Source organism: Bifidobacterium scardovii JCM 12489 = DSM 13734 (assembly GCF_001042635.1).
Taxonomy (GTDB): Bacteria; Actinomycetota; Actinomycetes; order Actinomycetales; family Bifidobacteriaceae; genus Bifidobacterium; species Bifidobacterium scardovii.
Genome location: NZ_AP012331.1, coordinates 1,708,682 through 1,733,690, shown reverse-complemented (window position 1 = coordinate 1,733,690; position 25,009 = coordinate 1,708,682). Strand labels below are relative to the sequence as shown.

Annotated in this window: 23 protein-coding genes and 1 tRNA gene; 21 read left to right on the top strand and 3 right to left on the bottom strand. The window is 67.5% G+C overall.

The window, feature by feature from the left end; translation table 11 throughout:
* Positions 1 to 36: 36 nt before the first annotated feature.
* The 5 genes from sucC to BBSC_RS13325 all read left to right on the top strand — a co-directional run bounded on the left by sucC (position 37) and on the right by BBSC_RS13325 (position 5,548).
* On the top strand, positions 37 to 1,239 hold the full coding sequence (sucC, locus tag BBSC_RS07140; protein WP_033519306.1) for an ADP-forming succinate--CoA ligase subunit beta: 1,203 nt from the start codon (positions 37 to 39) through the stop codon (positions 1,237 to 1,239).
* Positions 1,239 to 2,165 carry a succinate--CoA ligase subunit alpha gene (sucD, locus tag BBSC_RS07135; protein ID WP_033519307.1) on the top strand — a complete coding sequence of 309 codons (927 nt, stop codon included), beginning with the start codon at positions 1,239 to 1,241 and terminating at the stop codon, positions 2,163 to 2,165. The genes sucC and sucD overlap by 1 nt, the downstream gene beginning before the upstream one ends.
* Positions 2,162 to 3,532: a cell division protein PerM gene (locus BBSC_RS07130; protein ID WP_046726309.1), complete on the top strand. Its 1,371-nt coding sequence runs from the start codon at positions 2,162 to 2,164 to the stop codon at positions 3,530 to 3,532. Before sucD ends, BBSC_RS07130 begins: the two co-directional genes overlap by 4 nt.
* Before the next feature lies 1 nt (position 3,533).
* Positions 3,534 to 5,162, top strand: a complete 1,629-nt coding sequence (gene purH / locus BBSC_RS07125) for a bifunctional phosphoribosylaminoimidazolecarboxamide formyltransferase/IMP cyclohydrolase (protein WP_033519308.1) — start codon at positions 3,534 to 3,536, stop codon at positions 5,160 to 5,162.
* 101 nt (positions 5,163 to 5,263) lie between these two features.
* Positions 5,264 to 5,548 carry a hypothetical protein gene (locus tag BBSC_RS13325; RefSeq protein WP_033519309.1) on the top strand — a complete coding sequence of 95 codons (285 nt, stop codon included), beginning with the start codon at positions 5,264 to 5,266 and terminating at the stop codon, positions 5,546 to 5,548.
* Here the strand turns inward: BBSC_RS13325 and BBSC_RS07115 are convergent.
* Entirely contained in the window at positions 5,465 to 6,445 is a 981-nt protein-coding gene (locus BBSC_RS07115; protein WP_033519310.1) for an MIP/aquaporin family protein, read from the bottom strand. The genes BBSC_RS13325 and BBSC_RS07115 overlap by 84 nt on opposite strands.
* Positions 6,446 to 6,627: 182 nt before the next feature.
* Between BBSC_RS07115 and BBSC_RS07110 the strand changes: the two genes are divergently transcribed.
* The 4 genes from BBSC_RS07110 (at position 6,628) to mfd (ending at position 13,889) form a co-directional block, all read left to right on the top strand.
* Positions 6,628 to 7,401, top strand: a complete 774-nt coding sequence (locus BBSC_RS07110; RefSeq protein ID WP_033519311.1) for a pseudouridine synthase — start codon at positions 6,628 to 6,630, stop codon at positions 7,399 to 7,401.
* On the top strand, positions 7,398 to 9,533 hold the full coding sequence (der, locus tag BBSC_RS07105) for a bifunctional cytidylate kinase/GTPase Der (protein ID WP_033519312.1): 2,136 nt from the start codon (positions 7,398 to 7,400) through the stop codon (positions 9,531 to 9,533). Before BBSC_RS07110 ends, der begins: the two co-directional genes overlap by 4 nt.
* A gap of 170 nt (positions 9,534 to 9,703) precedes the next feature.
* Positions 9,704 to 10,303, top strand: a complete 600-nt coding sequence (pth, locus tag BBSC_RS07100; RefSeq protein WP_033519324.1) for an aminoacyl-tRNA hydrolase — start codon at positions 9,704 to 9,706, stop codon at positions 10,301 to 10,303.
* Complete coding sequence (gene mfd / locus BBSC_RS07095; RefSeq protein ID WP_046726307.1) at positions 10,293 to 13,889, top strand: transcription-repair coupling factor; 3,597 nt, start codon at positions 10,293 to 10,295, stop codon at positions 13,887 to 13,889. The genes pth and mfd overlap by 11 nt, the downstream gene beginning before the upstream one ends.
* A 458-nt stretch (positions 13,890 to 14,347) precedes the next feature.
* On the opposite strand, the gene BBSC_RS07090 is transcribed toward mfd, so the two are convergent.
* The gene (locus tag BBSC_RS07090) at positions 14,348 to 15,367 is read right to left on the bottom strand and encodes a hypothetical protein (protein WP_033519587.1); all 1,020 of its coding nucleotides are present in this window, start codon (positions 15,365 to 15,367) and stop codon (positions 14,348 to 14,350) included.
* 169 nt (positions 15,368 to 15,536) lie between these two features.
* On the opposite strand from BBSC_RS07090, the gene BBSC_RS07085 reads away from it, so the two are divergent.
* The 12 genes from BBSC_RS07085 to BBSC_RS07035 all read left to right on the top strand — a co-directional run bounded on the left by BBSC_RS07085 (position 15,537) and on the right by BBSC_RS07035 (position 23,881).
* Positions 15,537 to 16,532: an AEC family transporter gene (locus BBSC_RS07085; protein WP_033519588.1), complete on the top strand. Its 996-nt coding sequence runs from the start codon at positions 15,537 to 15,539 to the stop codon at positions 16,530 to 16,532.
* A 99-nt stretch (positions 16,533 to 16,631) separates the two neighbouring features.
* Entirely contained in the window at positions 16,632 to 17,117 is a 486-nt protein-coding gene (locus BBSC_RS07080; RefSeq protein WP_197074465.1) for a GNAT family N-acetyltransferase, read from the top strand.
* A gap of 137 nt (positions 17,118 to 17,254) precedes the next feature.
* Positions 17,255 to 18,553, top strand: coding sequence for a phosphopyruvate hydratase (eno, locus tag BBSC_RS07075; RefSeq protein ID WP_033519590.1), 1,299 nt, complete (start codon positions 17,255 to 17,257; stop codon positions 18,551 to 18,553).
* Positions 18,554 to 18,643: 90 nt separating this feature from the next.
* The gene (locus BBSC_RS07070; protein WP_231649375.1) at positions 18,644 to 19,276 is read left to right on the top strand and encodes an FtsB family cell division protein; all 633 of its coding nucleotides are present in this window, start codon (positions 18,644 to 18,646) and stop codon (positions 19,274 to 19,276) included.
* Positions 19,273 to 19,848, top strand: coding sequence for a DUF501 domain-containing protein (locus BBSC_RS07065; RefSeq protein WP_033519591.1), 576 nt, complete (start codon positions 19,273 to 19,275; stop codon positions 19,846 to 19,848). The genes BBSC_RS07070 and BBSC_RS07065 overlap by 4 nt, the downstream gene beginning before the upstream one ends.
* A 31-nt stretch (positions 19,849 to 19,879) precedes the next feature.
* Positions 19,880 to 20,887, top strand: coding sequence for a Ppx/GppA phosphatase family protein (locus BBSC_RS07060; protein ID WP_033519592.1), 1,008 nt, complete (start codon positions 19,880 to 19,882; stop codon positions 20,885 to 20,887).
* A 59-nt stretch (positions 20,888 to 20,946) separates the two neighbouring features.
* Positions 20,947 to 21,025, top strand: a tRNA-Leu gene (locus BBSC_RS07055).
* A 242-nt stretch (positions 21,026 to 21,267) separates the two neighbouring features.
* Positions 21,268 to 21,456 (top strand): hypothetical protein, encoded by a 189-nt coding sequence (locus tag BBSC_RS13705; protein WP_144414441.1) that lies wholly within the window; start codon positions 21,268 to 21,270, stop codon positions 21,454 to 21,456.
* A gap of 76 nt (positions 21,457 to 21,532) precedes the next feature.
* Positions 21,533 to 21,991, top strand: coding sequence for a hypothetical protein (locus BBSC_RS07050; RefSeq protein ID WP_144414440.1), 459 nt, complete (start codon positions 21,533 to 21,535; stop codon positions 21,989 to 21,991).
* 164 nt (positions 21,992 to 22,155) lie between these two features.
* A complete protein-coding gene (locus tag BBSC_RS07045; RefSeq protein ID WP_033519600.1) occupies positions 22,156 to 22,722 on the top strand; it encodes a hypothetical protein in 567 nt (188 codons plus the stop codon).
* 124 nt (positions 22,723 to 22,846) lie between these two features.
* Positions 22,847 to 23,251, top strand: coding sequence for an FKBP-type peptidyl-prolyl cis-trans isomerase (locus BBSC_RS07040; RefSeq protein WP_033519595.1), 405 nt, complete (start codon positions 22,847 to 22,849; stop codon positions 23,249 to 23,251).
* A gap of 147 nt (positions 23,252 to 23,398) precedes the next feature.
* Positions 23,399 to 23,881 carry a GreA/GreB family elongation factor gene (locus tag BBSC_RS07035; RefSeq protein WP_033519596.1) on the top strand — a complete coding sequence of 161 codons (483 nt, stop codon included), beginning with the start codon at positions 23,399 to 23,401 and terminating at the stop codon, positions 23,879 to 23,881.
* Between the two features lie 189 nt (positions 23,882 to 24,070).
* Here BBSC_RS07035 and trhA read toward each other — a convergent pair whose 3' ends face one another.
* Entirely contained in the window at positions 24,071 to 24,961 is an 891-nt protein-coding gene (gene trhA, locus BBSC_RS07030) for a PAQR family membrane homeostasis protein TrhA (RefSeq protein ID WP_033519598.1), read from the bottom strand.
* Positions 24,962 to 25,009: the final 48 nt, after the last annotated feature.

Here is a 25,009-nt window from a genome sequence, read left to right as displayed (position 1 = left end):
AGGACCCCCATCGACAGGAAAGGGCTGGAAGCACCTATGGATCTGTATGAATACCAGGCACGGGAGCTGCTCGAGGAGCAGGACATCCCCACGCCGCGCGCGATCTACGCGCAGAACTCGCATGAGGTCGCCGAGGCGGCCGACAAGCTCGGCTATCCGTGCGTCATCAAGGCGCAGGTGAAGATCGGCCATCGCGGCCAGGCCGGCGGCGTCAAGCTCGCCAGGAACCGCGACGAGGCCATCCTGCTCGCCGAAGGCATCCTGCCCATGACCATCCACGGCCACAAGGTGCACGGCGTGCTCGTCGCGCAGGCCGAGAACATCCTGCACGAGTACTACGTGTCCATCTCCGTGGACCGTTCCTCGCGCGACTTCGACGTGCTGGCCACGGCCAACGGCGGCACCGAGGTCGAGCAGATCGCCAAGGAGCACCCGGAGGCCGTCAAGCGCCTGCACATCGACGCGCTCGGCGACTTCGACCTCGAGGCGGCGACCGCCATGGCCAACAGCATCGGCTTCTACCACGCCGACGAGAACCAGGCGGCGCAGATCCTGCTCAAGATGTGGCAGTGCTTCAAGAACACCGACGCCACGCTGGTGGAGATCAACCCGCTCGCCAAGATCGGCGATCCCGACGACGAGTCCTCGAAGTCCCTGTGCGCGCTCGACGCGAAGATCTCGCTGGACGACAACGCCGCATTCCGCCACGACGACTGGAAGCGCTTCGCCGATTCGGTGGATGCCGACCCTTACGAGCTGCGTGCCCGCGAGCACGGCCTGCACTACGTGCACCTGCACGGCGAGGTCGGCGTGATCGGCAACGGCGCCGGCCTGGTCATGAGCTCCCTGGACGCCGTGTCCGGCGCCGGCCAGGAGCAGGGCACCGGAGTCAAGCCCGCCAACTTCCTCGACATCGGCGGCGGCGCCTCGGCCGAGGTCATGGCCTCCAGCCTGGAGATCGTGCTCGCCGACCCGCAGGTCAGGTCCGTGTTCGTCAACGTGTACGGCGGCATCACCTCCTGCGCGCAGGTCGCCGAAGGCATCCTCGGGGCGCTCGACGCCCTGCACGCGGCCAAGCCGATCGTGGTGCGCTTCGACGGCAACGCGGCCGACGAGGGCCTGAGGATCCTCGCCCACGCGAACAACCCGAACCTGCACGTCGCGGACACCATGGAGCAGGCCGCCCAGCAGGCCGCCCGCCTCGCGGCCGACGCGGCAGACGCAAAGGAGAACGACTGATGGCATTGTTCATCGAAGACGGCGCCCCGGTCATCGTCCAGGGCATGACCGGCCACCAGGGCATGACCCACACCGCGCGCATGCTCAGGGCCGGCACGAACATCGTCGGCGGCGTGAACCCGCGCAAGGCCGGCACCACGGTCACCTTCCCCGCGGCGCGTGACGGCGTCGACGCCGAGGTCCCGGTCTACGCCACCTGCGCCGAGGCGCGCGAGGCCACCGGCGCCAAGGCCAGCGTGGTGTTCGTGCCGCCTCGGTTCGCCAAGGGGGCGGTCGTGGAGGCCGTGGAAGCGGGCATCGAGCTGATCGTGGTCATCACCGAGGGCATCCCGGTCGCCGACAGCGCCTACTTCGTGGAGCTTGCGCTGCGCAAGGGCATCCGCATCGTCGGGCCGAACTGCCCGGGGCTCATGACGCTGCCCTCCTCGCCGCAGTCGCACGGCGTGAACCTGGGCATCATCCCCGACGGCATCGTCTCGCGCGGTCCGCTCGGCCTGGTCTCCAAGTCCGGAACCCTGACCTATCAGCTGATGGGCGAGCTGAGCGACATCGGCTTCACCGCGTGCCTCGGCGCCGGCGGCGATCCGATCGTCGGCACCACGCTGCAGGAGGCGCTCGAGGCCTTCGAGGCGGACGAGAACACCAAGGCCGTCGTCATGATCGGCGAGATCGGCGGCAGCGCCGAACAGGACGCCGCCCGGTGGGCCGCCGAGCACATGACCAAGCCGGTCGTCGCCTACATCGCCGGGTTCACCGCGCCCGAAGGCAAGCAGATGGGCCATGCCGGCGCCATCGTCTCGGGCGGCAAGGGCACCGCGAAGGACAAGAAGGAGGCGCTCGAGGCCGTCGGCATCCGCGTCGGCAGAACCCCCGGCCAGACCGCCGACATCATGCGTGAGGTGCTCGCCGAACATTCGCTGATATGATCGCACGCATCACACCATGGGCCAAGGGGGCGCTGACGGCGATGGCGGCCATGGCCGTGTTCGCCGTGTCGCTCGGCTGCTTCATCGCCCTGATGCTGCTGGTCATCTCGATGGAGGAGGGCGGGGGCAATCTCTCCTCCTATGCCGTGTCGCTCACTTGCGCCGTCATGCTGCTGAGCCAGGGCGTCGGCTTCATCGCGTCCCCGGTCACGCTCACCCTGGTGCCCCTGCTGCTGACCCTGCTGCTGGTCGGCGTGGTACGCGCCTTCGCGCAGCGGTTCTCCACCAGCATTGCCGGCTATTGCTCCGGTCTGGCGGTATGGCTGGTGATGACCGGTCTGCTGCGCCACGGCACGGCCGCCGGCCTGACGGACGACCTGTGGGTCGTGCTGGCCAAAGGCGCCGTGGTCTTCTCCGCCGGCTACGCGCTGGCTGCCCTGCCGGCGTCGGGCGCCGCCGCCAAGGCGATGCGCGCGCTGCACGACGTCATGGGGCCCGAGCTGCGCCGCACGGTGCGCGTCGGACTCACGATGGGCATGGCCACGCTGGCGGGGTACCTGTGCGCCGGCATGGTCACCGTCATCGTCTGGAGCGTGCAGAACCACGCCGCGATGGGCCGCCTGTTCTCCATGATCGGCATGGGCACCGGCTCGCGGATCGTCACGACGATCGCCTGCCTGGCATGGCTGCCGAATCTGTGCATCTGGGCGATGTCGTGGGTATTCGGCGGGGGATTCGCCATCGGCGATCTCGGCTCGTTCACCCTGTGGATCGGGCAGTCCTCCTCGTTGCCGGCGATCCCCGTGTTCGGCCTGCTCCCGCAACCGGTGGCCGACGACCGCGTGCGCATGCTGCTCATGTCGGTGCCGCTGGCCTGCGGGCTGGTCTCCGGCCTGATCGCGATGTGGTCGCGCCGCGGGTTCGCCGTGCGGGCCGGTTCCCCCGAACGCCGGCTCGACGTGCGCGCCACGATCGTCTCGTTCGCCTACCCGGCCGGCGCGTTCTGCATCGCCGGGGCGATGCTGTCGGTCATGTCCTCGCTGGTCTTTCTGCTGTCCAACGGCGGATTGGGCGAAGGGCGCCTCGCGCATCTCGGCGTCGACGTCATGCAGTCGACGCAGACGATCGCCCGGCCGACCGCGATCGGGCTGTTCGCGGCCTGGCTGCTGTCGCTGATTGGCATGGCCGCCATTTTCGGGATACGCTGGGCCTCACGGCGGGTGCGCGAACGCGCCTCCGCGGCGCCGGCGGCCCACGACGCGCCGGCGGACGACGATCGGCCGCGCGCCCCGCGAACCACCGCAAGCATGCCCGGACGCGGGCCCCAATCTTCACAAGCACCAACGCAAGCAACCAAGGAGGAATAGGATGACGAACACGAACCGACCGATACGACGGGCACTGGTTTCCGTCTTCCACAAGGAGGGCATCGAGGTGCTCGCCAAGGCGTTCATCACAGCCGGCGTCGAAGTGGTGTCCACCGGTTCCACGGCGAAGCGCCTCGCCGATCTTGGCGTGCCCGTGACCGAGGTGTCCACGGTCACCGGCTTCCCCGAAAGCCTGGACGGCCGCGTCAAGACGCTCGACCCGCACATCCACGCCGGCATCCTCGCCGACATGACGAACCCGGATCACGCGGCCCAGCTGGAGCAGCTGGGCATCAAGCCCTTCGATCTGGTCGTCGTGAACCTGTACCCGTTCGCCGACACCGTGCGCTCCGGCGCCGACGAGGCAGCCACGATCGAGAAGATCGACATCGGCGGCCCCTCCATGGTGCGCGGCGCCGCCAAGAACAGCGCCACCGTCGCGATCGTCACCGACCCGGCCGACTATGCGCTCGTCGCCTCCCGCGTCGCCAACGGCGAGGGATTCAGCCTGCCCGAGCGCCGCTGGCTCGCCGCCAAGGCGTTCGCGCACACCGCCGCCTACGACGCGACGATCAACGAGTGGACCTCCAAGCACTGGCCGAAGCCCGATACCGTCACGACCGAGGGCGACGACGGCCAGCCGGCGGTGGACGACAAGAAGTTCCCCGCGTCCTTCACCCGCACGTGGGACCGCTCGCACACGCTGCGCTACGGCGAGAACTCCCATCAGCAGGCCGCCCTGTACCTCGACCCGCTGGAGACCGGCGGCTTCGCGCACGCCGAGCAGCTCGGCGGCAAGCCGATGAGCTACAACAACTATGTGGACGCCGACGCCGCGTGGCGCGCCGTGTGGGATCTCGCCCCGCAGATCGCCGTCGCCGTCGTCAAGCACAACAACCCGTGCGGCCTGGCCATCGGCGCCACCGCGGCGGAGGCGCACCGCAAGGCGCACGCCTGCGACCCGATGAGCGCCTACGGCGGCGTGATCGCGTGCAACACGACCGTCACGCTGGAGATGGCCGAAAGCGTTCGCCCGATCTTCACCGAGGTCATCGTCGCGCCCGACTACGAACCGGCCGCCCTTGAACTGCTGCAGACCAAGAAGAAGAACCTGCGTATCCTCAAGGTCGCCGAGCCGCCGAAGGGCCACGAGCAGTTCCGCCAGATCGACGGCGGTCTGCTGGTGCAGGACATGGACCTGATCAACGCCACCGGCGACGATCCGGATGCATGGAAGCTCGTGTCCGGCGAGCCGGCCGACGCGCAGACGCTCAACGACCTGCTGTTCGCCTGGCGCGCGATCCGCTGCGTCAAGTCGAACGCGATCCTGATCGCCCACGATCAGGCCACGGTCGGCATCGGCATGGGCCAGGTCAACCGCGTCGACTCCTGCCACCTGGCGGTCGAGCGCGCCAACACGCTGGCCGACGGCGCCGACCGCGTCACCGGTTCGGTGGCCGCGTCCGACGCGTTCTTCCCGTTCGCCGACGGCGCCGAGATCCTCATCAAGGCCGGCGTCAAGGCGATCGTGCAGCCGGGCGGATCCATCCGCGACGAGGAGGTCATCGAGGCCGCGAAGCAGGCCGGCGTGACCATGTACCTGACCGGTACCCGCCACTTCTTCCACTGATCGTTCAGTGACCGGCTCCCCTCCGCCCGGAGGGGAGCTTTTTGATAGCCGCCCCGAGGCCCGGCGCCGGGCATGCCAAGCAACCAGTGAGGATCAGCATCATGCACGATCATCCGTACGTTTCCGAAGACCATGAGGGCAAGCCGTGGTTCGAATGGGCCGTCGCGGCCGTGGTCGCCCTCGCCGTCGCCGTCGCCGCCCTCGGATACACGACGGCCGCGACGGTGATCATCTCCGTCGCGGCCGTCGTCACCGGGCTGCTGCGCCTGATATTGCGCGAACGCAGCCCTTGGAAGGTCCGATCAGTGGCGTTCGACGCCTTCATCGGCATCGCGCTGGGCATCGGGCTGCTCGCCGTCCACTTCAGCGTCGGCCTGCTCGGCTGAGTCCTGCTCGGCTGAGTCCTGGTCGGCGAAGTCCTGATCCGCGAACACGTCGGCGTCGGCGCTCTCGGGCGCCTCCGCGGCGGCTGCCGCGGCGCGCTTCTTGGCGGCGGCGTCCTTCGCCATCTGCGCGACGATCATCACCAGCGCCACCACGGCGGCCGCCAGCACCGGGCACACCCAGAACACCCACAGCTGCTGCAGGGGCTCGGTGGTCAGGCCCTGGCCCTGGGCGAAGACCGCGATGCCGGTGGCGCGGGCCGGGTTGAGCGCGGCGCCCGTGACCGGATAGGTGATCGCGGCGCCGACGCCGTAGGCGGCGCCCATCGCCGGCGCGTAGGAGGCGCCGGGGCGTCCGGACTCGTCGGTGGAGCGCATCGCCGTGCCGACGACGATCAGGCCGGCGACCACCTCGACGACGATCGCCAGCGTGATGCCGAAGCTGATGCCCACGGAGTTGACCGTCGAATAGGCGACGGAGCCCTCGCCGAAGCCGTTGACGGCCGGGGTGAGCCACACCTTCATCGCGATCGAGTCGGAGGTCGGCAGCAGGAAGCGCAGCAGGGCACCGGCGCCGATGGCGCCGACCAGCTGGGCCACGATGTACGCGACGCCGTCGACCGCGCGCGTCTTGGAGGCGAGCATGGCGGCGACGGTCACCGCCGGGTTGAACTGGCCCCCGGAGACGGAGCCGAGCATCCAGGTCACGGCGCCGTAGGCCAGGGCGACCCCGGCGGCGATGAACGCCATGTTCAGGCCGTAGATCGAGGAGCCCAACGAGCACACCACATAGATCGCGAAGCAGATCAGGAAGCTGCCGGCCAGCTCGGCCAGGGCGCGTTCGGCCAGCGAGTGCGCACCGGCCGCCTTGCTATCGTCTTGTGCTTCAAAAGCAGTCATGAGTCTATCCTTTTATCGTCGTCGCGGGCGCAACACCCGCCGAACGTCTGCCATAGTACCAGCAGGCAGGCAATACGCTATACTGGAAAGGTTGCGTTTTGCTGGACAGGCGGGCGCAGCCACAGCAAGGAATACCATACGGACGTACGCGAAACCGTACGCAAGGCCACGTTGGGAGAACGATGCCAAACGCATATTCCCGCGCCGCGAAGGCGCAAGACAGTAATCAGGAAGGCATTCGCCTGCAGAAGCTGCTGGCGCAGGCCGGATTCGGATCCCGCCGCAAGTGCGAGCAGATCATCACCGAAGGACGCGTCGAGGTCGACGGGGAGCTGGTCACCGAGCTCGGCACGCGCGTCGACATCGACCGTCAGCAGGTGCGCGTCGACGGATCGCGCATCCGCCTCAACCCGAACCACGTCACGCTGGCGCTCAACAAGCCGCGCCGCGTGCTGAGCACGATGGACGACCCGAAGGGCCGCTACACGCTGCGCGACATCGTCGGCGACAAATACGAGCGCATCTTCCACATGGGCCGCCTGGACTACGATTCCGAGGGCCTGATCCTCATGACGAACGACGGCGAGCTGAGCCAGCACGTCATGCACCCCAAGTACGAGGTCGAAAAGACCTATATCGCCACCGTTTCGGGCCGCATCAGCGGCACCGTGTGCCGCCGCCTGGTCACCACGGGCGTGCAGCTGGACGACGGATGGATCAAGCTCGACCACTGCGCGATCATCGACGCGAACCGCGATTCGACCATCGTCAAGGTCGTGCTGCATTCGGGCAAGAACCGCATCGTGCGCCGCATCTTCGGCTCGATCGGCTTCCCCGTCAAGCGCCTCGTGCGCACGCAGATCGGCCCGATCAAGCTCGGCGAGCTGAAGTCCGGGTCGTACCGCGTGCTCTCGCAGGCCGAGGTGCGTTCCCTCTCGAAGGAGGTTGGGCTGTGATCCGCGTCGCCATCGACGGGCCCGCTGGCGTCGGCAAGTCGTCGACGTCGAAGGCGCTGTCCAAATACTACGGTTTCGCTTATCTCGACACGGGCGCGATGTACCGCGCCTGCGCCTGGTGGTGCCTGAAGCGGGGCGTCGACCTCGACGCGCAGGAGGTGGACGAGCGGCTCGTCACCGAAACGGTCGGGGAGTTCTTCACCGGCGACCACTTCGACATCACCGTCGACCCCGACGACCCGCGCGTGCTGTGCGACGGCGAGGACATCAGCGAGGCGATCCGCTCGACCGAGGTGTCGACCCACGTCTCGAAGGTGTCGAACATCATGCCGGTGCGCCATCTGCTGATCGCCGCCCAGCGCGCCACGATCGCGCGCGAGGAGGCCTCCGACTCGTTCTCCGACGGGCGCGGCATCGTCGCCGAGGGCCGCGACATCACCACGGTCGTCGCGCCCGACGCCGAGGTGCGCGTGCTGCTCACCGCCCGCGAGGAGGTGCGCCAGGCGCGCCGCACCGGGCAGGCCGGCGCGGCGGACGGCGTCGGCGCGGAGGACGTCGCGGCCCGCGACAAGGCCGATTCCAAGGTGACGAGCTTCCTGAGCGCCGCCGACGGCGTGACCACGCTCGACAACTCCGACCTCACCTTCGAGCAGACGCTGGACGCGCTGGTCGAGCTGGTCGACCAGGCGATCGAGGAGCAGGAATACGAGCAGTACGCCGCCAACCTGGAGGGCTACGAGCTCGACGAGGCCGACGAGGCGCTGGTCTCCGGCCGGGGAACCGACCGCGGCGAGCGGAACGCCGGGCCCAAGGCGGTCGGCGTGCTCGCGGTGGTCGGCCGGCCGAACGTCGGCAAGTCCACGCTCGTCAACCGCATCCTCGGCCGCCGCGCCGCCGTCGTGGAGGACACGCCAGGCGTGACGCGCGACCGCGTCAGCTACGACGCGGAGTGGGCCGGCACCGACTTCAAGCTCGTCGACACCGGTGGCTGGGAGACCGACGTCGAGGGCATCGACTCGGCCATCGCCTCGCAGGCGCAGGTCGCCGTGCAGCTGGCCGACGCCGTCGTGTTCGTCGTCGACGGGCAGGTCGGCATGACCGACACCGACGAGCGCATCGTCAGGCTGCTGCGCGCCAGCGGCAAGCCGGTCACGCTCGCCGTCAACAAGATCGACGACATGCGCAGCGAATACATGGCCGCCGAATTCTGGAAGCTCGGCCTTGGCGAGCCGTATCCGGTCTCCGCGATGCACGGCCGCGGCGTCGGCGACCTGCTCGACGTGGCGCTCGACTCGCTGAAGAAGGCGGAAAAGACCTCCGGGTTCCTCACGCCGACGCATCTGCGCCGCGTGGCGCTGGTCGGCCGGCCGAACGTCGGCAAGTCGTCGCTGCTCAACCAGCTCGCGCACGAGGATCGCGCCGTGGTCAACGATCTGGCCGGCACCACGCGCGACCCGGTCGACGAGATCGTGCGCGTGGACGGCGAGGACTGGCTGTTCATCGACACGGCCGGCATCAAGCGCCGACTGCACAAGCTGTCGGGTGCCGAATACTACTCGTCGCTGCGTACGCAGGCCGCGATCGAGCGGTGCGAGCTGGCGCTGGTGCTCTTCGACGCCTCCCAGCCGATCTCCGACCAGGACCTCAAGGTCATGAGCTCCGCCGTGGACGCGGGCCGCGCGGTCGTGCTCGTGTTCAACAAGTGGGACCTCATGGACGAGTTCGACCGCCAGCGCATGGAGCGCCTGTGGAAGACCGAGTTCGAGCGGGTCACCTGGGCCTCCCGCGTGAACCTGTCGGCCAAGACCGGCTGGCACACGAACCGCCTGTCGCGCGCGATGCGCGAGGCGCTCGAATCGTGGGACAAGCGCATCCCGACCGGCAAGCTCAACGCGTTCCTCGGGCAGATCCAGGCCGCGCACCCGCACCCGCTGCGCGGAGGCAAGCAGCCGCGCATCCTGTTCGCCACGCAGGCCTCGACGCGCCCGCCGCGCTTCGTGATCTTCGCTACCGGCTTCCTCGAGCACGGCTACCGCCGCTTCCTCGAGCGGTCGCTGCGCGAGGAGTTCGGCTTCGAGGGCTCGCCGATCCAGATTTCGGTGAACATCCGCGAGAAGAAGAAGCGCAAGTAAGCGCAGGCAACGGGAAGGCGCCGCGCCTTCCCGTTGCCGGATCCGAGCCTGCCCGGCGCCCCCGGGCAGGCGTTTTGCTGCCGTGAGGGCCCCGTCCGCCGCGCGCGACGGCGACGGGAACGGGTATGATGCGTATGTTCGCGCACGAAGGCATGAAGGAACAAACATCGATGGCATCTGCATTCTGGTTGATCGTTGGATTGGGCAATCCGGGCAAGAAATACGAGGACACGCGGCACAACATGGGCTTCATGACCGCCGACGTGCTGGCCGAACGCTGGTCCGTCGCGTTCTCCGACCACAAGGGCCTGGCGATGCTCGGCAAGGGCGCGATGAGCCTGAACGGCGGCACCGCGAAGTTCTTCCTCGCCAAGCCGCTGACCTACATGAACGACTCGGGCAACGCGGTCGCCTCGATCAGCGCCTACTACCAGATCACGCCGGACCATATCGTCGTGATCCACGATGACATGGACCTGGACTTCGGCCGCATCAAGGTCAAGGCCGGCGGCTCGGCCGGCGGCCACAACGGCATCAAGTCGATCGACAAGTCGCTCGGCACCCCGAGGTACGCCCGCGTGCGCATGGGCGTCGGGCATTCCCGCCGCGGCGCGAACGCGCACGACAACACGGTCAACTGGGTGCTCGGCGGGTTCGGCCCCGACCAGCGCAAACAGCTGCCCGAATTCCTCGCCGACGGCGCCGACGCCGCCGAGGAAATCATCATCAACGGGCTGGCGAAGACCCAGGAGAAATTCAATGGCCGATAAGGCGAACCAGTCGAACGGCGCCGCGTGCGAGCGGCACCTCGCCCTGATCAACGGATCGCTGTCGGGCATCCTGGAACGGCTCGACGCCGATCCGTCCTTCCATGCGCTGGCCGCCGGGCGCGTCGACCGGGACGACGCGGCGGCCGCCGACCCGTCGATCGTCGTCGGCGCTCCCGCGGGCCTGCGGCCGGCTCTGGCCGCCGCCGTGGCCGCCAGACGGCCGGTCGTGTTCGTCGTCGCCTCGGGCCGCGAGGCCGAGGACACCGTGGACGCGCTGCGCTCGTGGTACGGCGGCGATCCGAACGACATCGCGCAGCTCGAGGCGTGGGAGACGCTGCCGCATGAGCGGCTGAGCCCGCGCGCCGACACCGTGGCGAACCGCATGGCCGTGTTCCGCCGTCTGGCGCACCCGAGCGGGACGAATCCGATGTTCGGCCCGATCCGCATCCTCGTCGTGCCGGTCCGTTCGCTCATCCAGCCCGTGGTCCGTGGCCTGGGCGACGTGGAGCCGCTCGTGTTCACGGCCGGCGAGGAGCTGGCGCTCGACGAGGCGGCCCGCCGTCTGGTCGAAAACTCGTACACGCGCGTTGATCTGGTCATGGACCGCGGCGAATTCGCGGTGCGCGGCGGCATCATCGACGTGTTCCCGCCGACCGCGCCCCACCCGGTGCGCATCGAGTTCTTCGGCGACGAGATCGACACGATCCGGGAGTTCCACGCCTCCGACCAGCGCACCTACGGCGAGCCCAAGCGCACGATCTGGGCCACCGCCTGCCGCGAGCTGCAGCTCACCGAGGCGATCCGCGGCCGCGCGCGGCGGCTGATCGGCCAGATCCCGAACGCCGAGGATATGCTCGAATCGATCGCCAACGCGATTCCGGTCGAGGGCATGGAATCCCTGATGCCCGCGCTCGTGGACGACATGGAGCCGGTGACCGGCATGCTGGACAAGCGCGCGGTCGTGATGCTCTCCGACCCGGAGAAGCTGCGCCGTTCCGCCGAGGACCTGTCCAAGACCGCGAACGAGTTCCTCGCCGCAAGCTGGCATGTGGCCGCATCGGGCCACGGCGCCGGCGCGCCGATCAGCTTCGACCGGGCGAGCTTCCTCGACTTCGACGAGACGATCAGCGCGCTCGAATACGCCAACCACGACATCTACCGACTGACGAGCTTCGGCGTCGACGCGAGCCTGCCCGGCCACGTCAGCCTCGCAGCGGCCAACCCTGGCGCATACCGCGGCGACGAGGCGAAGGCCGCGAGCGGCATCGAGGGGCTCATCGGCGAGGGGATCGACGTCACCGTCACCGCCGCCGCGGCCGGCACGCTCGCGCGGCTCAAGCGCGCGATCAACGAGACCGGCATCGCCAGCTTCGCGGTGATCCGCTCGCAGGCCATCGACGGCTTCGTCGACACGGCGGCCAAGGTCGCGCTGCTCACCGAACGCGACCTGACCGGCCGCACCTCCGCCGCCGGCCAGGCGAAAACGCCGAAGCGCCGCCGCAAGGCCATCGACCTGATGGAGCTGAAGACCGGCGACTACGTGGTGCACGAGCAGCACGGCATCGGCCGGTTCGTCGGCATGCGCCAGCGCACCATCGGTACCGGCGCCAACCGGACGACGCGCGAATACCTGGTCATCGAATACGCGCCGAGCAAACGCGGCGCACCGGCCGACAAGCTGTTCATCCCGACCGACCAGCTCGACCAGATCAGCAAGTACATCGGCGCGGAGGCCCCGAAGCTCAACAAGCTCGGCGGCTCCGACTGGGCGGCTACCAAGGCGAAGGCCCGCAAGCACGTCCACGAGATCGCCGAGGACCTGGTCAAGCTGTATTCGGCCCGCCAGCGCACCCCCGGCTTCGCGTTCAGCCCCGACACCCCGTGGCAGAAGGAGCTGGAGGACGCGTTCCCGTACCAGGAGACCGCCGACCAGCTCACCACCATCGACGAGGTCAAGGCCGACATGGAAAAGCCGGTCCCGATGGACCGCCTGATCTGCGGCGATGTCGGCTTCGGCAAGACCGAGATCGCCGTGCGCGCCGCCTTCAAGGCCATCCAGGACGGCAAGCAGGTCGCCGTGCTCGTGCCGACGACGCTGCTCGTCCAGCAGCACTACGAGACCTTCGCCGAGCGTTACGAGGGATTTCCGGTCACGATCGCCGCCATGAGCCGGTTCCAGACCGCCAAGGAGATCAACGAGACCATCGAGGGGCTGGAGAGCGGCGGCGTCGACATCGTCATCAGCACGCACAAGCTGCTGAACCCGAAGATCAAGTTCAAGGATCTCGGTCTGGTCATCATCGACGAGGAGCAGCGCTTCGGCGTCGAGCACAAGGAGACGCTCAAGGCCCTGCGCACCAACGTCGACGTGCTGTCGCTGTCGGCCACGCCCATCCCTCGCACGCTGGAGATGGCGGTGACCGGCATCCGCGAGATGTCCACGCTGGCCACGCCGCCGGAGGACCGCCTTCCCGTGCTCACCTATGTCGGCGCCTACGAGGACGCGCAGGTCACGGCCGCGGTGCGCCGCGAGCTGCTGCGCGGGGGACAGGTGTTCTACGTGCACAACCGCGTGCAGGACATCGCGAAGACGGCGGCGCGGATCCACGAGCTCGTGCCCGAGGCGCGCGTCGGCATCGCGCACGGCAAGATGGGGGAGAAGCAGCTCGACCAGATCATCCGCGACTTCTGGCACCGCGACATCGACGTGCTCGTGTGCACGACGATCATCGAGACCGGTCTGGATATCTCCAACGCGAACACGCTGATCGTCGACCGCGCCGACCGCTTCGGCCTCTCGCAGCTGCACCAGCTGCGCGGCCGCGTCGGCCGCGGCCGCGAGCGCGCGTACGCGTACTTCCTGTACGACCCATCCAAGCCGCTGACCCAGCAGTCGCACGACCGCCTGGCGACGATCGCGCAGAACACGGCGCTCGGTTCCGGATTCGACGTGGCGATGAAGGACCTGGAGCTGCGCGGCACCGGCAACCTGCTCGGCGACGAGCAGTCCGGGCACATCGAGGGCGTCGGCTTCGACCTGTACATCCGCATGGTGTCCGAGGCGGTCGAGCAGTACAAGGAGCCCGAACGCACCGAGCCGTTGGCCGTGTCGATCGACCTGCCGATCGAGGCGTCGATCCCGGTGGACTACATCGACTCCGACAAGCTGCGGCTCGAGGCGTACCGCAAGCTGGCGGCGGCGCGCACCGAGCAGGATCTCAAGGACCTGGCCGAGGAGCTGACCGACCGCTACGGCAAGCTGCCCGAGGAGTTCGAGACGCTGTTCGGCGTGGCCCGCCTGCGCGCCAAGGCGCGCAAGCTCGGCATCTCCGAGATCATCGCGCAGGGCCGCAACGTGCGCATCGCCAAGGTCGACCCGCCCGAATCGATCCAGATGCGCATCAACCGCATCTACAAGGGCGCGCAGTACCGCCCGGTCACCCACACCTACCTGATCCCGACCCCCTTCGCCGGCTCGCTCGGCGCCGGCCCCATGCCCGGCGAGCAGGTCATGGACTGGACCAGCGACCTCCTCAACGACTTTGCATGGACGCCATCGTTAAACAAACGGCAGAGCCGTTTGTAGATGGCGTGCGAGCCGACAGGCGAGCCAGCAAAGCGCGGCCGAAGGCCGTCCGAAATTGCAGGACCGCCCGCGTTAAACAAACGGCAGAGCCGTTTGTAGCGGGTGTGCGAGCCGACAGGCGAACCAGCGGAGTGCGGCCGAAGGCCGTCCGAAATTGCGGGACCATCGCCGTCCATCACACGAAACGGCCACGGCCGTATGTCAGCCAAGATAAACCAAGTCTGCTGGCATACGGCCGTTCTCACACGTCAATCAGGCCGTAAGTCAGCGGAACGTATGACGGGTGTACTGACATACAGCCTGTTCAGGTCGGTGAAGCGGCCGTAAGCCAGCACAGTAATCGGATCAATTCCTTCGCTGACTTACGGCCTGTATCGGGGCGCGAGACGGCCGTAAGTCAGCACGTATGCGCCATACGGTGTGGCCGCCGATGGCGTGTGCGGCTCGACACGCACCCCCTACCCGACCTTGCCGGCGCGGAATCCGGCGGCCGCCTTGGTGCCGGCGCTCGGGACGAACTTGATCCGGCTGCGCTCCTTCCCGCTCGTGGTGACGATGGTGATCGACGCCGACCCGATGCCGTCGGCCAGGCATTCCAGCGTCTCGTGGCGGATATCCGACTCGTCGGGCTCACCGCCGTCGCCGACGGCCAGCTGCATGTCGAAGCTGCCGGTGCCCGCGCAGTATCCGGTGAGCCGATAGGTGCCGATGGCCCATGGGGCCAGCGACACGGTCATCGTGCTGTGCGGCGGCGCCACGTCGCCGGCGTCGTCGACCGAGGCCTGCGACCACCAGAACCCGCTGGAGACCGTGCCGGGACGGTAGCCGTCCTCGCCGGCATCCATGCCGACCTCGTCCCTGATCCGCTCCAGGCGCGCGACATCGCGTTCGCCGGTCGGCTCGCCGTGCTGCAGGTCGTTGGCGTCGGCGATGCCCAGCTTCACGGCCAGCGAGTCGCTCAACGCCATGGACCCGCTCGGATTCCTCGACGTCGACGGGTCCTGCGCGGTGCCGCCCGTCACCGGGAACACGCTGTCCGCCGGCGTGAGCTGGTATCGGTCACCGTTGAGGAACAGCACGTAGCTCCGCCCGATGGTCATGCGTCCGGCGCCCGATCCCGGGGCGGTGTAGCCGCGCACGTCGATCGTCTCGCCGGCGCTCGGCTTCTTCGCGCCGTCGGCCGCGGCGCCGCCGGCCACGGATCGGATTACCGTGGCGGTGATCGTCGTGTCGTATCCCGGCGACGATCCCTTGGGCTTGGCGCAGGAGACGACCGTCGCGTAGACGATCTCGTCGGCATGCTGAGTCATGTCGTCGATCGATGCATAGCTCGGCCAGTCGTATCGGGCGTTGTCGTCGACGCCGGTGCACGCCGACCCGGCCCTGGCATCGGACGGTCCGCATCCCGCGGCCGCCGCGCAGATCGCGAGCGCCATGGCCGCGCCCACGATGCGGTTGAAGGAGAATATGCGCTGCATGGTATGCCTCCTTGCCTCGATGGTGCCTCCATCATCGCATGCCGGCGGGTGCGGTGGCGAGCGGTTGTCATGCCGCGCATGACGGGCGGGGCGGTGCGTGGCGGGGTGTCCAGAGCGGCGCCTTATATAAGGCGTGTTCTGATCGGTGAGAGTGCGAGGGGAGCGGACGATGGCACAATTCGGCGTCGTGGTCGGCCAGTTGGTCGGATTCCTCATCATGCTGCTGGTCGGGTACGGCTGCGTGCGCCTGAAGTTTTACGGGATGACCGCCCTGAACGGCATGTGCGCCCTGCTGCTCAACGTGCTCATCCCCGTGCTGGTGTTCGCCAACGCCGTGGACGGCACGACGCGCGGCCAGCTGTTCTCCAATGTCGGCGTCATGCTGCTCATCGCCATCATGTACCTGCTGCTGATCGTCGTGTTCCGCGTCCTCGCATGGGCGCTGCGCCTGACGGGCAGCTGCGCCCGCCTGTTCCAGGCCTCCACGATCTTCGGCAACGCCGGGTTCCTCGGCATTCCGCTGGTCATGGCGCTGTTCCCGAAGGAGGGGGCGATCTACGTGGCGCTGATGTCGATCGTCGATCAGGCGCTGCTGTGGACCTACGGCGTCTGGCTGTGCGAGCCGGTGCGGCGCCCCGAGCCGGGGGAGGCCGCGACTGGCGGCGACGGGCATGCCGGCGTCGGCGCGCGGCTGGCCCGGCTGGGGCGGCGCTTCGTCAACCCGGCGTTCATCGCGATCCTGGTCGCGGTCGTGCTGATCCTGCTCGGCGTGAGGATCCCGCGCGTGATCCTCACGCCGCTGCATACGATCGGCGGCATGGCCACGCCGATGTCGCTGATCTATCTCGGCGGCATGTTCGCGCTGACCAAGTGGTGGAGCGTGCTGCGGCGCTATGAGCTGTACGTCGGCATGGTCGCCAAGATGGTGCTGTTCCCGATCGGGCTGTACATGCTGCTCGATGCGCTCGCGTCCGCGTCGGCGCTGCCGGTCACCCACGACATGGTGATCGTGGTGTCGCTGATCGGGGGGCTGCCGACCATGACCACGATCGCGATGTTCGCGGGCCGGCGGGACAACATGCCCGAATACGCCACCGGATTCGTGCTGGTCAGCACCCTGTTCTCGCTGGTGTCGCTGGCCGCCGTGTCGGCGGTCATCCTGTAGCCGGCCGCCGCGAAACGCGCCGCCGGCGCCTCCCGCGGATCGGCGATGATCGGGGGAGCGGCGGCGCATGGACCGGATGGGCCGCTACACTGCATCGGTATGGGCAATGACATGCATATCCGCCGCGCCGAGCCGCGCGACATCGGCCAGCTGCACGCGCTGCTGCGTCAGGTGCTGGAGGTCCACCACCGGGGCAGGCCCGATCTGTTCAGGACCGGGGGCGCCAAATACACCGACGAGGAGCTCGAGTCCATATTGCGAGACGACCGCACGCCGGTGTTCGGCGCATTCGCCGAGGACGACGCGACGCTCTACGGCTACGCGTTCTGCGTGTTCCAACGGCACCCCGACAGCCATATCCTCACCGACATCACCACGCTGTACGTCGACGACATCTGCGTGGACGAGGCCGTGCGCGGCCGCCACGTCGGCACCGCGCTCTACCGGCACGTGCTCGATTTCGCGCGGCGGTCCGGGTGCCATAACCTCACGCTCAACGTGTGGTCGTGCAATCCGGGCGCGCAGGCCTTCTACGAGCGCATGGGGCTCAAGCCGTACCGCGTGGGCATGGAACAGGTGCTCTGACCGGCGCGCCGGCCGGCCGCCTTTGCGCGCACCTGAATGTGAGCGCTAACAAACTTGTTGCCGAAAAGGGTGTCGGTCGTCCATAAATCCCACTATTCTTAGGACTGTCATCACAACCTAACATTAAAGGAGTAGTTGTGGCAGCAATTGAAAGCGTGTACGCGCGTCAAATTCTCGATTCCCGCGGCAACCCGACCGTCGAGGTCTATCTGGAGACCGAAGACGGCGCTCAGGGCAAGGGCCTGGTTCCGTCCGGCGCCTCCACCGGTGAAGCCGAGGCTTGGGAGCGTCGCGACGGCGACAAGTCCGTCTACGGCGGCAAGGGCGTCCTCAACGCGGTCAAGGCCGTGAACGAGGTCATCGCTCCGAAGGTCATCGGCATGGATGCCTCTGACCAGCGCGCTCTCGACGATCTGATGATCGAGCTCGACGGCACCCCGAACAAGGGCAAGCTGGGCGCCAACGCCATCCTCGGCGTCTCCCTGGCCGCCCTGTACGCCTCCGCCGAGTCCGCCGGCCTGCCGCTGTACCGCTACATCGGCGGCACCAACGGCCACATCCTGCCGGTGCCGAACATGAACATCATGAACGGCGGCGCCCACGCTGACTTCGCGACCGACATCCAGGAGTACATGATCTCCCCGTACGGCTTCAGCACCTACTCCGAGGCTCTGCGCGCCGGCGTCGAGGTCTACCACACCCTGAAGAACGTCCTGAAGAAGGAAGGCCTGAACACCGGCCTCGGCGACGAGGGCGGCTTCGCCCCGAAGATGAAGTCCAACGAGGACTCCCTCAAGTACATCATGGACGCCATCTCCGCCGCCGGCTACGAGCCCGGCAAGCAGATCGGCATCTGCCTGGACGTCGCTTCCTCCGAGTTCTACAACAAGGAAACCGGCAAGTACCGCTTCGACGGTGAGGAGCGCGACTCCGCCTACATGCTCGACTACTACGAGAACCTCATCAACGAGTACCCGATCGTCTCCATCGAGGATCCGTTCAACGAGGAGGGCTGGGAAGACTGGGCCGCCATCACCGCTCGCCTCGGCGATCGTCTGCAGTTCGTCGGCGACGACCTGCTGGTGACCAACCCGGCCCGTCTGCAGAAGGCCATCGATCTGGGCGCCGCCAACTCCCTGCTGGTCAAGCTCAACCAGATCGGCTCCGTCACCGAGACCCTCGACGCCATCGAGCTGGCCACCGCCAACGGCTACACCTCCATGGTTTCCCACCGCTCCGGCGAGACCCCGGACACCACCATCTCCGACCTGGCCGTCGCCAAGAACACCCGCCAGATCAAGACCGGTGCCCCGGCCCGCGGCGAGCGCGTCGCCAAGTACAACCGCCTGCTGGAGATCGAGGAGGAGCTCGGCTCCACCGCTCAGTACGCCGGCTACAGCGCCTTCAAGGCCTGCAAGAAGTACCTGGCCAAGTGAATCGAAACGCCCGTGAAGGCGTGACATTCAACTGAAACCCGATACCCGCCGCATTCGCCAAGTCGAATGCGGCGGGTATTTTTATTGCCTATGAGTTCACGATCGACCCGAGACGCCGCGCGGGGCAAGGGCAAAGGCAAGGGCACGGCCCGCGGCGCATCGGCGGCCGTGCGGAACGCCGCCGCGAAGGCCAGGACGCGCAGCAGCGGCCCGATCGTCTTCTTCATCGCGCTGTTCATCGTTGCACTCGGCTCGATACAGCTGCTCTCCACGTTCTACACCTATGCGATCGATCTGTCCGAGCTGAACGGGCTCAAACGGCAGGAGGCCGCGCTCGAGGCGAAGAAGCAGGAGCTGGAGAACGACATCGCCCGTTGGGACGACAAGGCCTATGTCGCCGCGCAGGCCCGCGAACGGCTCGGCTTCGTGTTCCCCGGCGAGCAGGTGGTGCACGTGCTCCACCCGGAGGCGGTGACCGGCAAGACCGAGAGCGGCGATACGTCCGGCGCCGGCGGTTCCGACAAGAAGGCGCTGCCGTGGTATAGCGAGCTCGCCTACTCGCTGGAGAAGGCCGACCGCAAGGAGGCCGATACCAGCCGCAACGGCACCATCAGCGGCGATTCGGGCACCGCGTCCGGCGGCACCGGCACCAATACCGGCACGGACGGCAACGCCAATACCAACACCAACACCAATACCAATACGGAGGATTCCCAACAGTGACGCACCCCGACGATTCGCTGACCCAGACCGCCACGGCCCTGGCGGACCGATGCCTGGCCAACCCGGCAACCGAGGAGGACATCGCCATCGTCGAACGGCAGCTGGGCCGCTATCCGCGAGGCATGGTCGCCGTCGGCGCGCGATGCGCGTGCGGCCGTCCGCTTGCGGTGGTCACCCGGCCGATGCTGCCGGGCGGCGAGCCGTTCCCGACCACCTGCTACCTGACCGGGCCCGAGGCGGTCAAGGCCGTGTCGCATGTCGAGGCGGCGGGGGTGATGCGCGAGTACAACGAGTTGCTGGCGTCCGACGACGCCGTGCGCCAGGCGTACCGGCGCGCGCACGACCTGTACCGCGCGTTCCGCCACGAACTGGCGGAACGGCTCGGCGACAGCGAGGAGCACATCGCCGACACCAGCGCCGGAGGCATGCCGACGCGCGTCAAGTGCCTGCACGCGCTGCTCGCCCAGACGCTGGTGATGGGTGAAGGCGTCAATCCGATCGGCGATCTGACGCTCGAGCGCATCGCCGACGAGTTCGGCCCGTCCGTCTGCCGCTGCGCCATCGACGACTGAACCGTCGACGACTGATCAAGGAGCAATCAAGATGAGCGACACCCAACACGGCGTCACCGTGGCCGGCATCGACTGCGGTACGAACTCGATCCGGCTGAAGATCGCACGCGTCGACGGGAACGGCATGCACGACATCGTGCCGCGCACACTGCGCGTGATCCGCCTCGGACAGGACGTCGACAAGACGCATCGCTTCGCCGACGAGGCGCTGGACCGCGCCTACGCGGCCGCGAGGGAATTCGCGGACATCCTTGCCGGGCACCAGGTGGACGGATTGCGCTTCGTCGCCACGTCCGCCACCCGCGACGCCGCCAACCGCGAGGAGTTCGAAGACGGCATCGAGCGCATCCTCGGCGTGCGTCCCGAAGTGATCCCCGGCACCGAGGAGGCCGATCTGAGCTTCCTGGGCGCCACGAGCGTGGTGCCGCGCACCGACCTGGCGGCCCCCTATCTGGTCGTCGATCTCGGGGGAGGATCCACCGAACTCGTGCTCGGCGGCGACGGGACGAGCGCACCCGACACGCAGGTGCAGGCCGCGTTCTCGATGAACATCGGCTCCGTGCGCATGACGGAGCGCCACCTGCGCACCGACCCGCCGACCGACGCCGAGATCGCCGCGGCCGTGGCGGACATCGACGCGCATATCGACGAGGCCTTCGCCACGGTGCCGGCCGGCCGCGCGCGCACGATCATCGGCGTGTCGGGCACCGTCACCACCATGACGGCGCTCACGCTGGGGCTGAAGGAATACGACCACCGGGCCGTCGACGGGGTGCGCGTGCGCTACGAGGACGCCTACGCGGTCGACGACCGCTTCCTGCGCATGACGCGCGAGGAACGCCGCCGGTATAAGACCATCCACCCCGGCCGCATCGACGTGGTCGGCGGCGGCGCGCTCGTGTGGAGCCGTGTGCTCGCCAAGGTGTCGGCGGCGGCGCTGGCCGACCACGGCGAGGCCATCGACACCTTCATCGCCAGCGAGCACGGCCTGCTCGACGGCATCGTCCTCGACTACGGGAGGCGCCTGCTCGGCGAGTGAGGGTGGATTTGCCGCGGCAAACGTGGCATAATGCCAACGTCGGGTGTTCCCCGGCGCAGGCCCCTGTGGCGAAATGGTATACGCAGTCGACTTAAAATCGATCGCTACGGCTTGCGGGTTCGAGTCCCGCCAGGGGCACGGTCGCGGATCGTTGCTATAAGCCGCTTTTCCTTACGGGAGTAGGGAAGAGCGGCTTTCGCACATCACGGCATATCACGCGATTTAACCCTATCTCACGAAATAATGGGCCCAAAATGTGGGCAAAGAAGTTATGCGTTGCCGCGGTGATATGACGGCCCCGCCGGCAAGGAAGGGGAAGTTGGCGGCAGTCAGGGTCATCGGCGTGTGCAGACCTTTCATGTGTCTATTCTTGACCCACTATGGGTGATGGTAAGTACGGCGAAGCCAACCGCCGCAAACAACGGCGGGAGGATAAAAGGAAACTGGCCGAAGGAATGGCGCCAGCGCCGTATCTCGTCCCGATAAAGGCGGACAATGATGAGTTTTCTGTTTTCTACGATAGCCGTTTGAGGAAATACCCGACGACGGGACCGGCATCGATTTCGTGAATGCGAAATACGAAGAATTATCTGAGTCGATATACGATTTCATTGAAACGCAATATGAAAGATGGCGCGCAGGACGATGACCGAGAACACGCATGTGGATATCACGGCGCTCAAGGCCGTGACGAGGCTTCTGTCTGACTGCAAATCAAGGAAAAGCATTGCGGACGCAGGGTATGGCAACGGAGTCCCGGTCGTTGCGGTAGCTGAGAACGAGACGGTTCGCGAGGTCGAGTGGAAGATGAACGCTACAGGCAGCGCGAAAGTGATTTTGGGCATTTACTTTCCCGGGCGATCAGAAAAGACCACTATCGCCCGGTATCGAAAGGTGCAGATCGTACTGTCAAGGAAGACTCCATCCAAGGATGTTCCTCAGACGGAGGATTTCGAAATGTTCCATGACATCTCGCCGGAGAGCACCATCGGCATGTGTTGCGACTATCTGTGGCAGAAACCGGAACGAACGGTGGGAATACCCGACTTTGCGGGAGTGAAGGGGTTCGTTCCTAGTCGCAAGTCAGCTTTAGTCATGGTGTGAACCAATTTAAGCGCCATTCTTGTGCGGTTCGGGCGATCGCCCGGCGCCTGACATGCGTCCGAAACATTCGGTTTTCCTGATCTCTATAGACTGTCCGCGATATCGGAAGCCGCACGGGCGGCGTGTGGCGGCCGCGATGGCGGCCGCAGGACAGCGAGGTGACCATGACCGGTTGGATGGACGTAAGCCGCAAATCCGAGGACAGCCTGCCCACGATGCTGGTGGAGGCGATCGTCATCGCGGCGGCGATGTGCGTGTGCGAACTGGTCAGCACCCCGATCTACGTGTCGATCTCCGGCGACGCGTTCAACGCGCTGCCGTGGTTCGTGCTCGCCTGCCTGTTCGCCGTGGCGTTCAGCTATACGGTCGGCTTCGTGCTGCTGTGGGCCATCGAATCGTTCACCGGTCGCATGAACAGCCCGCGACTCATGCCGCTGATCCATGCCCTCGTCGGTCTGGTCGCCTTCGCCGTCTGGGGGTACGCGGTGTTCCCGGCGGTGATCGATTCGATCATCGTACCGGCCGGAGGGGCGGCGCTGGGGGCATCGGGCAAGCTGATCATCGGCGTCAACTGCGGGATCGTCGGCATGGTCTCGTTCTTTTTCGGCGCCATCCTGCCCGATCGCATCGCCGCCCGGCGCAAGGCGGTCGTCGGCGTCGGCGCGGCCACCGTGGTCCTCGCCCTGCTGGGCGGCATCGTGCTGGCCATGACCCTGTCGGCGCTGCGCTGAGGCCCCGGCCCGGAATTCCCGCGGCCCGGTCGCGGCCCGTGTGCGCGCCCATCGAAGGGAGCTTGCGCACCGGGGCGGCGCCGAGTAGTCTATAGGACATTGTGCGTGTCAACAAGGAGGAACAATGGCAACGAACATGCCCAAGGTCAACGCCGAATTCGGCGCCACGCCGGTCATCACGTTCGACGGTGACGCTCCCGCCGGCCTCAAGGCCGTGGAACTCGTCGAGGGCGACGGCCCGATCGTGCGCCGCGGCGACACGGTGACCGTCAACTACCACGGCGTGGTATGGGGCAAGAGCGACGCGTTCGATTCCAGCTTCGAGCGCCACCAGCCGGCCAGCTTCGGCATCGGCGTCGGCCAGGTCATCAAGGGATGGGACCAGACCGTGCCGGGGCACAACGTCGGCTCCCGTCTGGTCATCTCGATCCCGCCGGAGTACGGCTACGGTTCGCGCGGCGTGCCGCAGGCCGGCATCGGCGGCGGCGATACGCTCGTGTTCGTGGTCGACATCATCTCGACCCGCTGACACCCGCCGCGGCGATCCCGCGGCGCGTGACCCACGCGTGTGGGCGCCGGCGGCGGCCGGCGCTTTTTTCATACATCATGCCGGTTCGGCGGCCGCCATGCCGGCATCGTACGGAAGCCATCCATCATCACAGCCAAGGAGGCAATCATGGGCAACGAAGAAAAGGCCGTGCTGCTCACGCAGGACGCGTATGACAAGCTGAAGGCGGATCTCGCCTACCGCGAGGGGCAGTACCGCGAGGAGATCACCAAGCGCATCGCCGCGGCGCGCGCCGAGGGCGATCTGTCCGAGAACGGCGGCTACCAGGCCGCCCGCGAGGAGCAGGGCAAGAACGAGGGCCGCATCAACGAGCTGATCGTCAAGCTGCGCAACGCGAAGATCGTCCAGGCGCCCGAGGAGGGCACCGTCGGCAACGGCTCGCTGGTCACGATCGAGCTGGGCGGCAACGAGATGCGCTACGTGCTGGGCGCCCGCGACATGGCGTCCGTCTCCGAATACGACGTGCTGAGCGAGGACTCGCCGATCGGCAAGGCCATCATCGGCGCCAAGACCGGCGACACGGTCAGCTACCAGGCGCCCAACGGCCGCACGATCTCCGTGACCATCAAGGACGCCAAGCCGCTGCAGTAGCGCGTTCGCCCTGCGCGAAGGCCGGAGAAGAGGGGCGCCCGCGGATTCGATCCCGCGGGCGCATCGGGCGCGAATGGGCGGCGACGAACGGCGCATGACATGACGAGGGGCTGGAGCCATGGCGGTTCCAGCCCCTCGTGCCGTATCCGGCGTCGTTATCCGGAGGTCATGCGTCATGCTTGGCGGCGGTCACGCGCTCCACAGCGCGACGATCACCATGTAGATGGCGACCATGTGGCAGGCATAGCCGGCGACGGTGCCGGTGTGGAAGATCTCGTGGAAGCCGAACACGCGGGGCCACGGATCGGGCTTGCGCAGCCCGTAGACGATCGCGCCGGCGATGTAGCAGGCGCCGCCCGAGGCGAGCAGGACCACCACGGCAGGACCGGCGTAGGGCGAGGCCCAGAACAGGCCCATGAACGCCGTGCTGGCCACGCCGAACACGATGTAGACGATCACGTACAGCCAGCGGGGCGCGCCGATCCAGATCACGTGGATGACCAGCGCCACCAGCGTGCACGACCAGATGCCCGCGATGATCGCGTTGCGCCAGAACGGTTCGAGCGCGAACGCCACCGGCGTGTAGGTGCCGGCGATGAGCAGGAAGATGTTCATGTGGTCGATGCGCCGCAGCACGTCGGTGACGCGGGGCGACCAGTCGCCCAGATGATAGGTGGCCGAGTTGGCGAACAGCACCAGCGAGCAGACCATGAACACGGCGCACGCCCACTTGAGCCCGGCGCCGTGCGCCAGGCAGATCAGCACGATGCCCGCGGCCAGGGCCAGCGGCGTGGCCACGGCATGGATCCATCCGCGCAGCAGCGGTTTGGGCCGGCCGTGCACGTCGAGGCGGATCTTGCGCTCCACCTCGGCGGGGGAGATGCCCTCGAGCCGGGCGGCGCGGGCCTCGCCCTTGGCGATCGCCGCGCGGGCCCGCTCCTCGCCTCGCCGGCGGATGTTGTCGGCCTTGTTGTGTGCCCTGATGCGGACCGCGTCGGCCTTCGCCTGCAGGGCCGCCTCCCGGGCCGCCGTCACCACCGCTCGTCTGCGCTCGATCTCGCTTTCAGGGATAGTCGCCATATGTCCTCCCGTGACAGGTGGTTACGATACCGTAACTTACGATAGCGT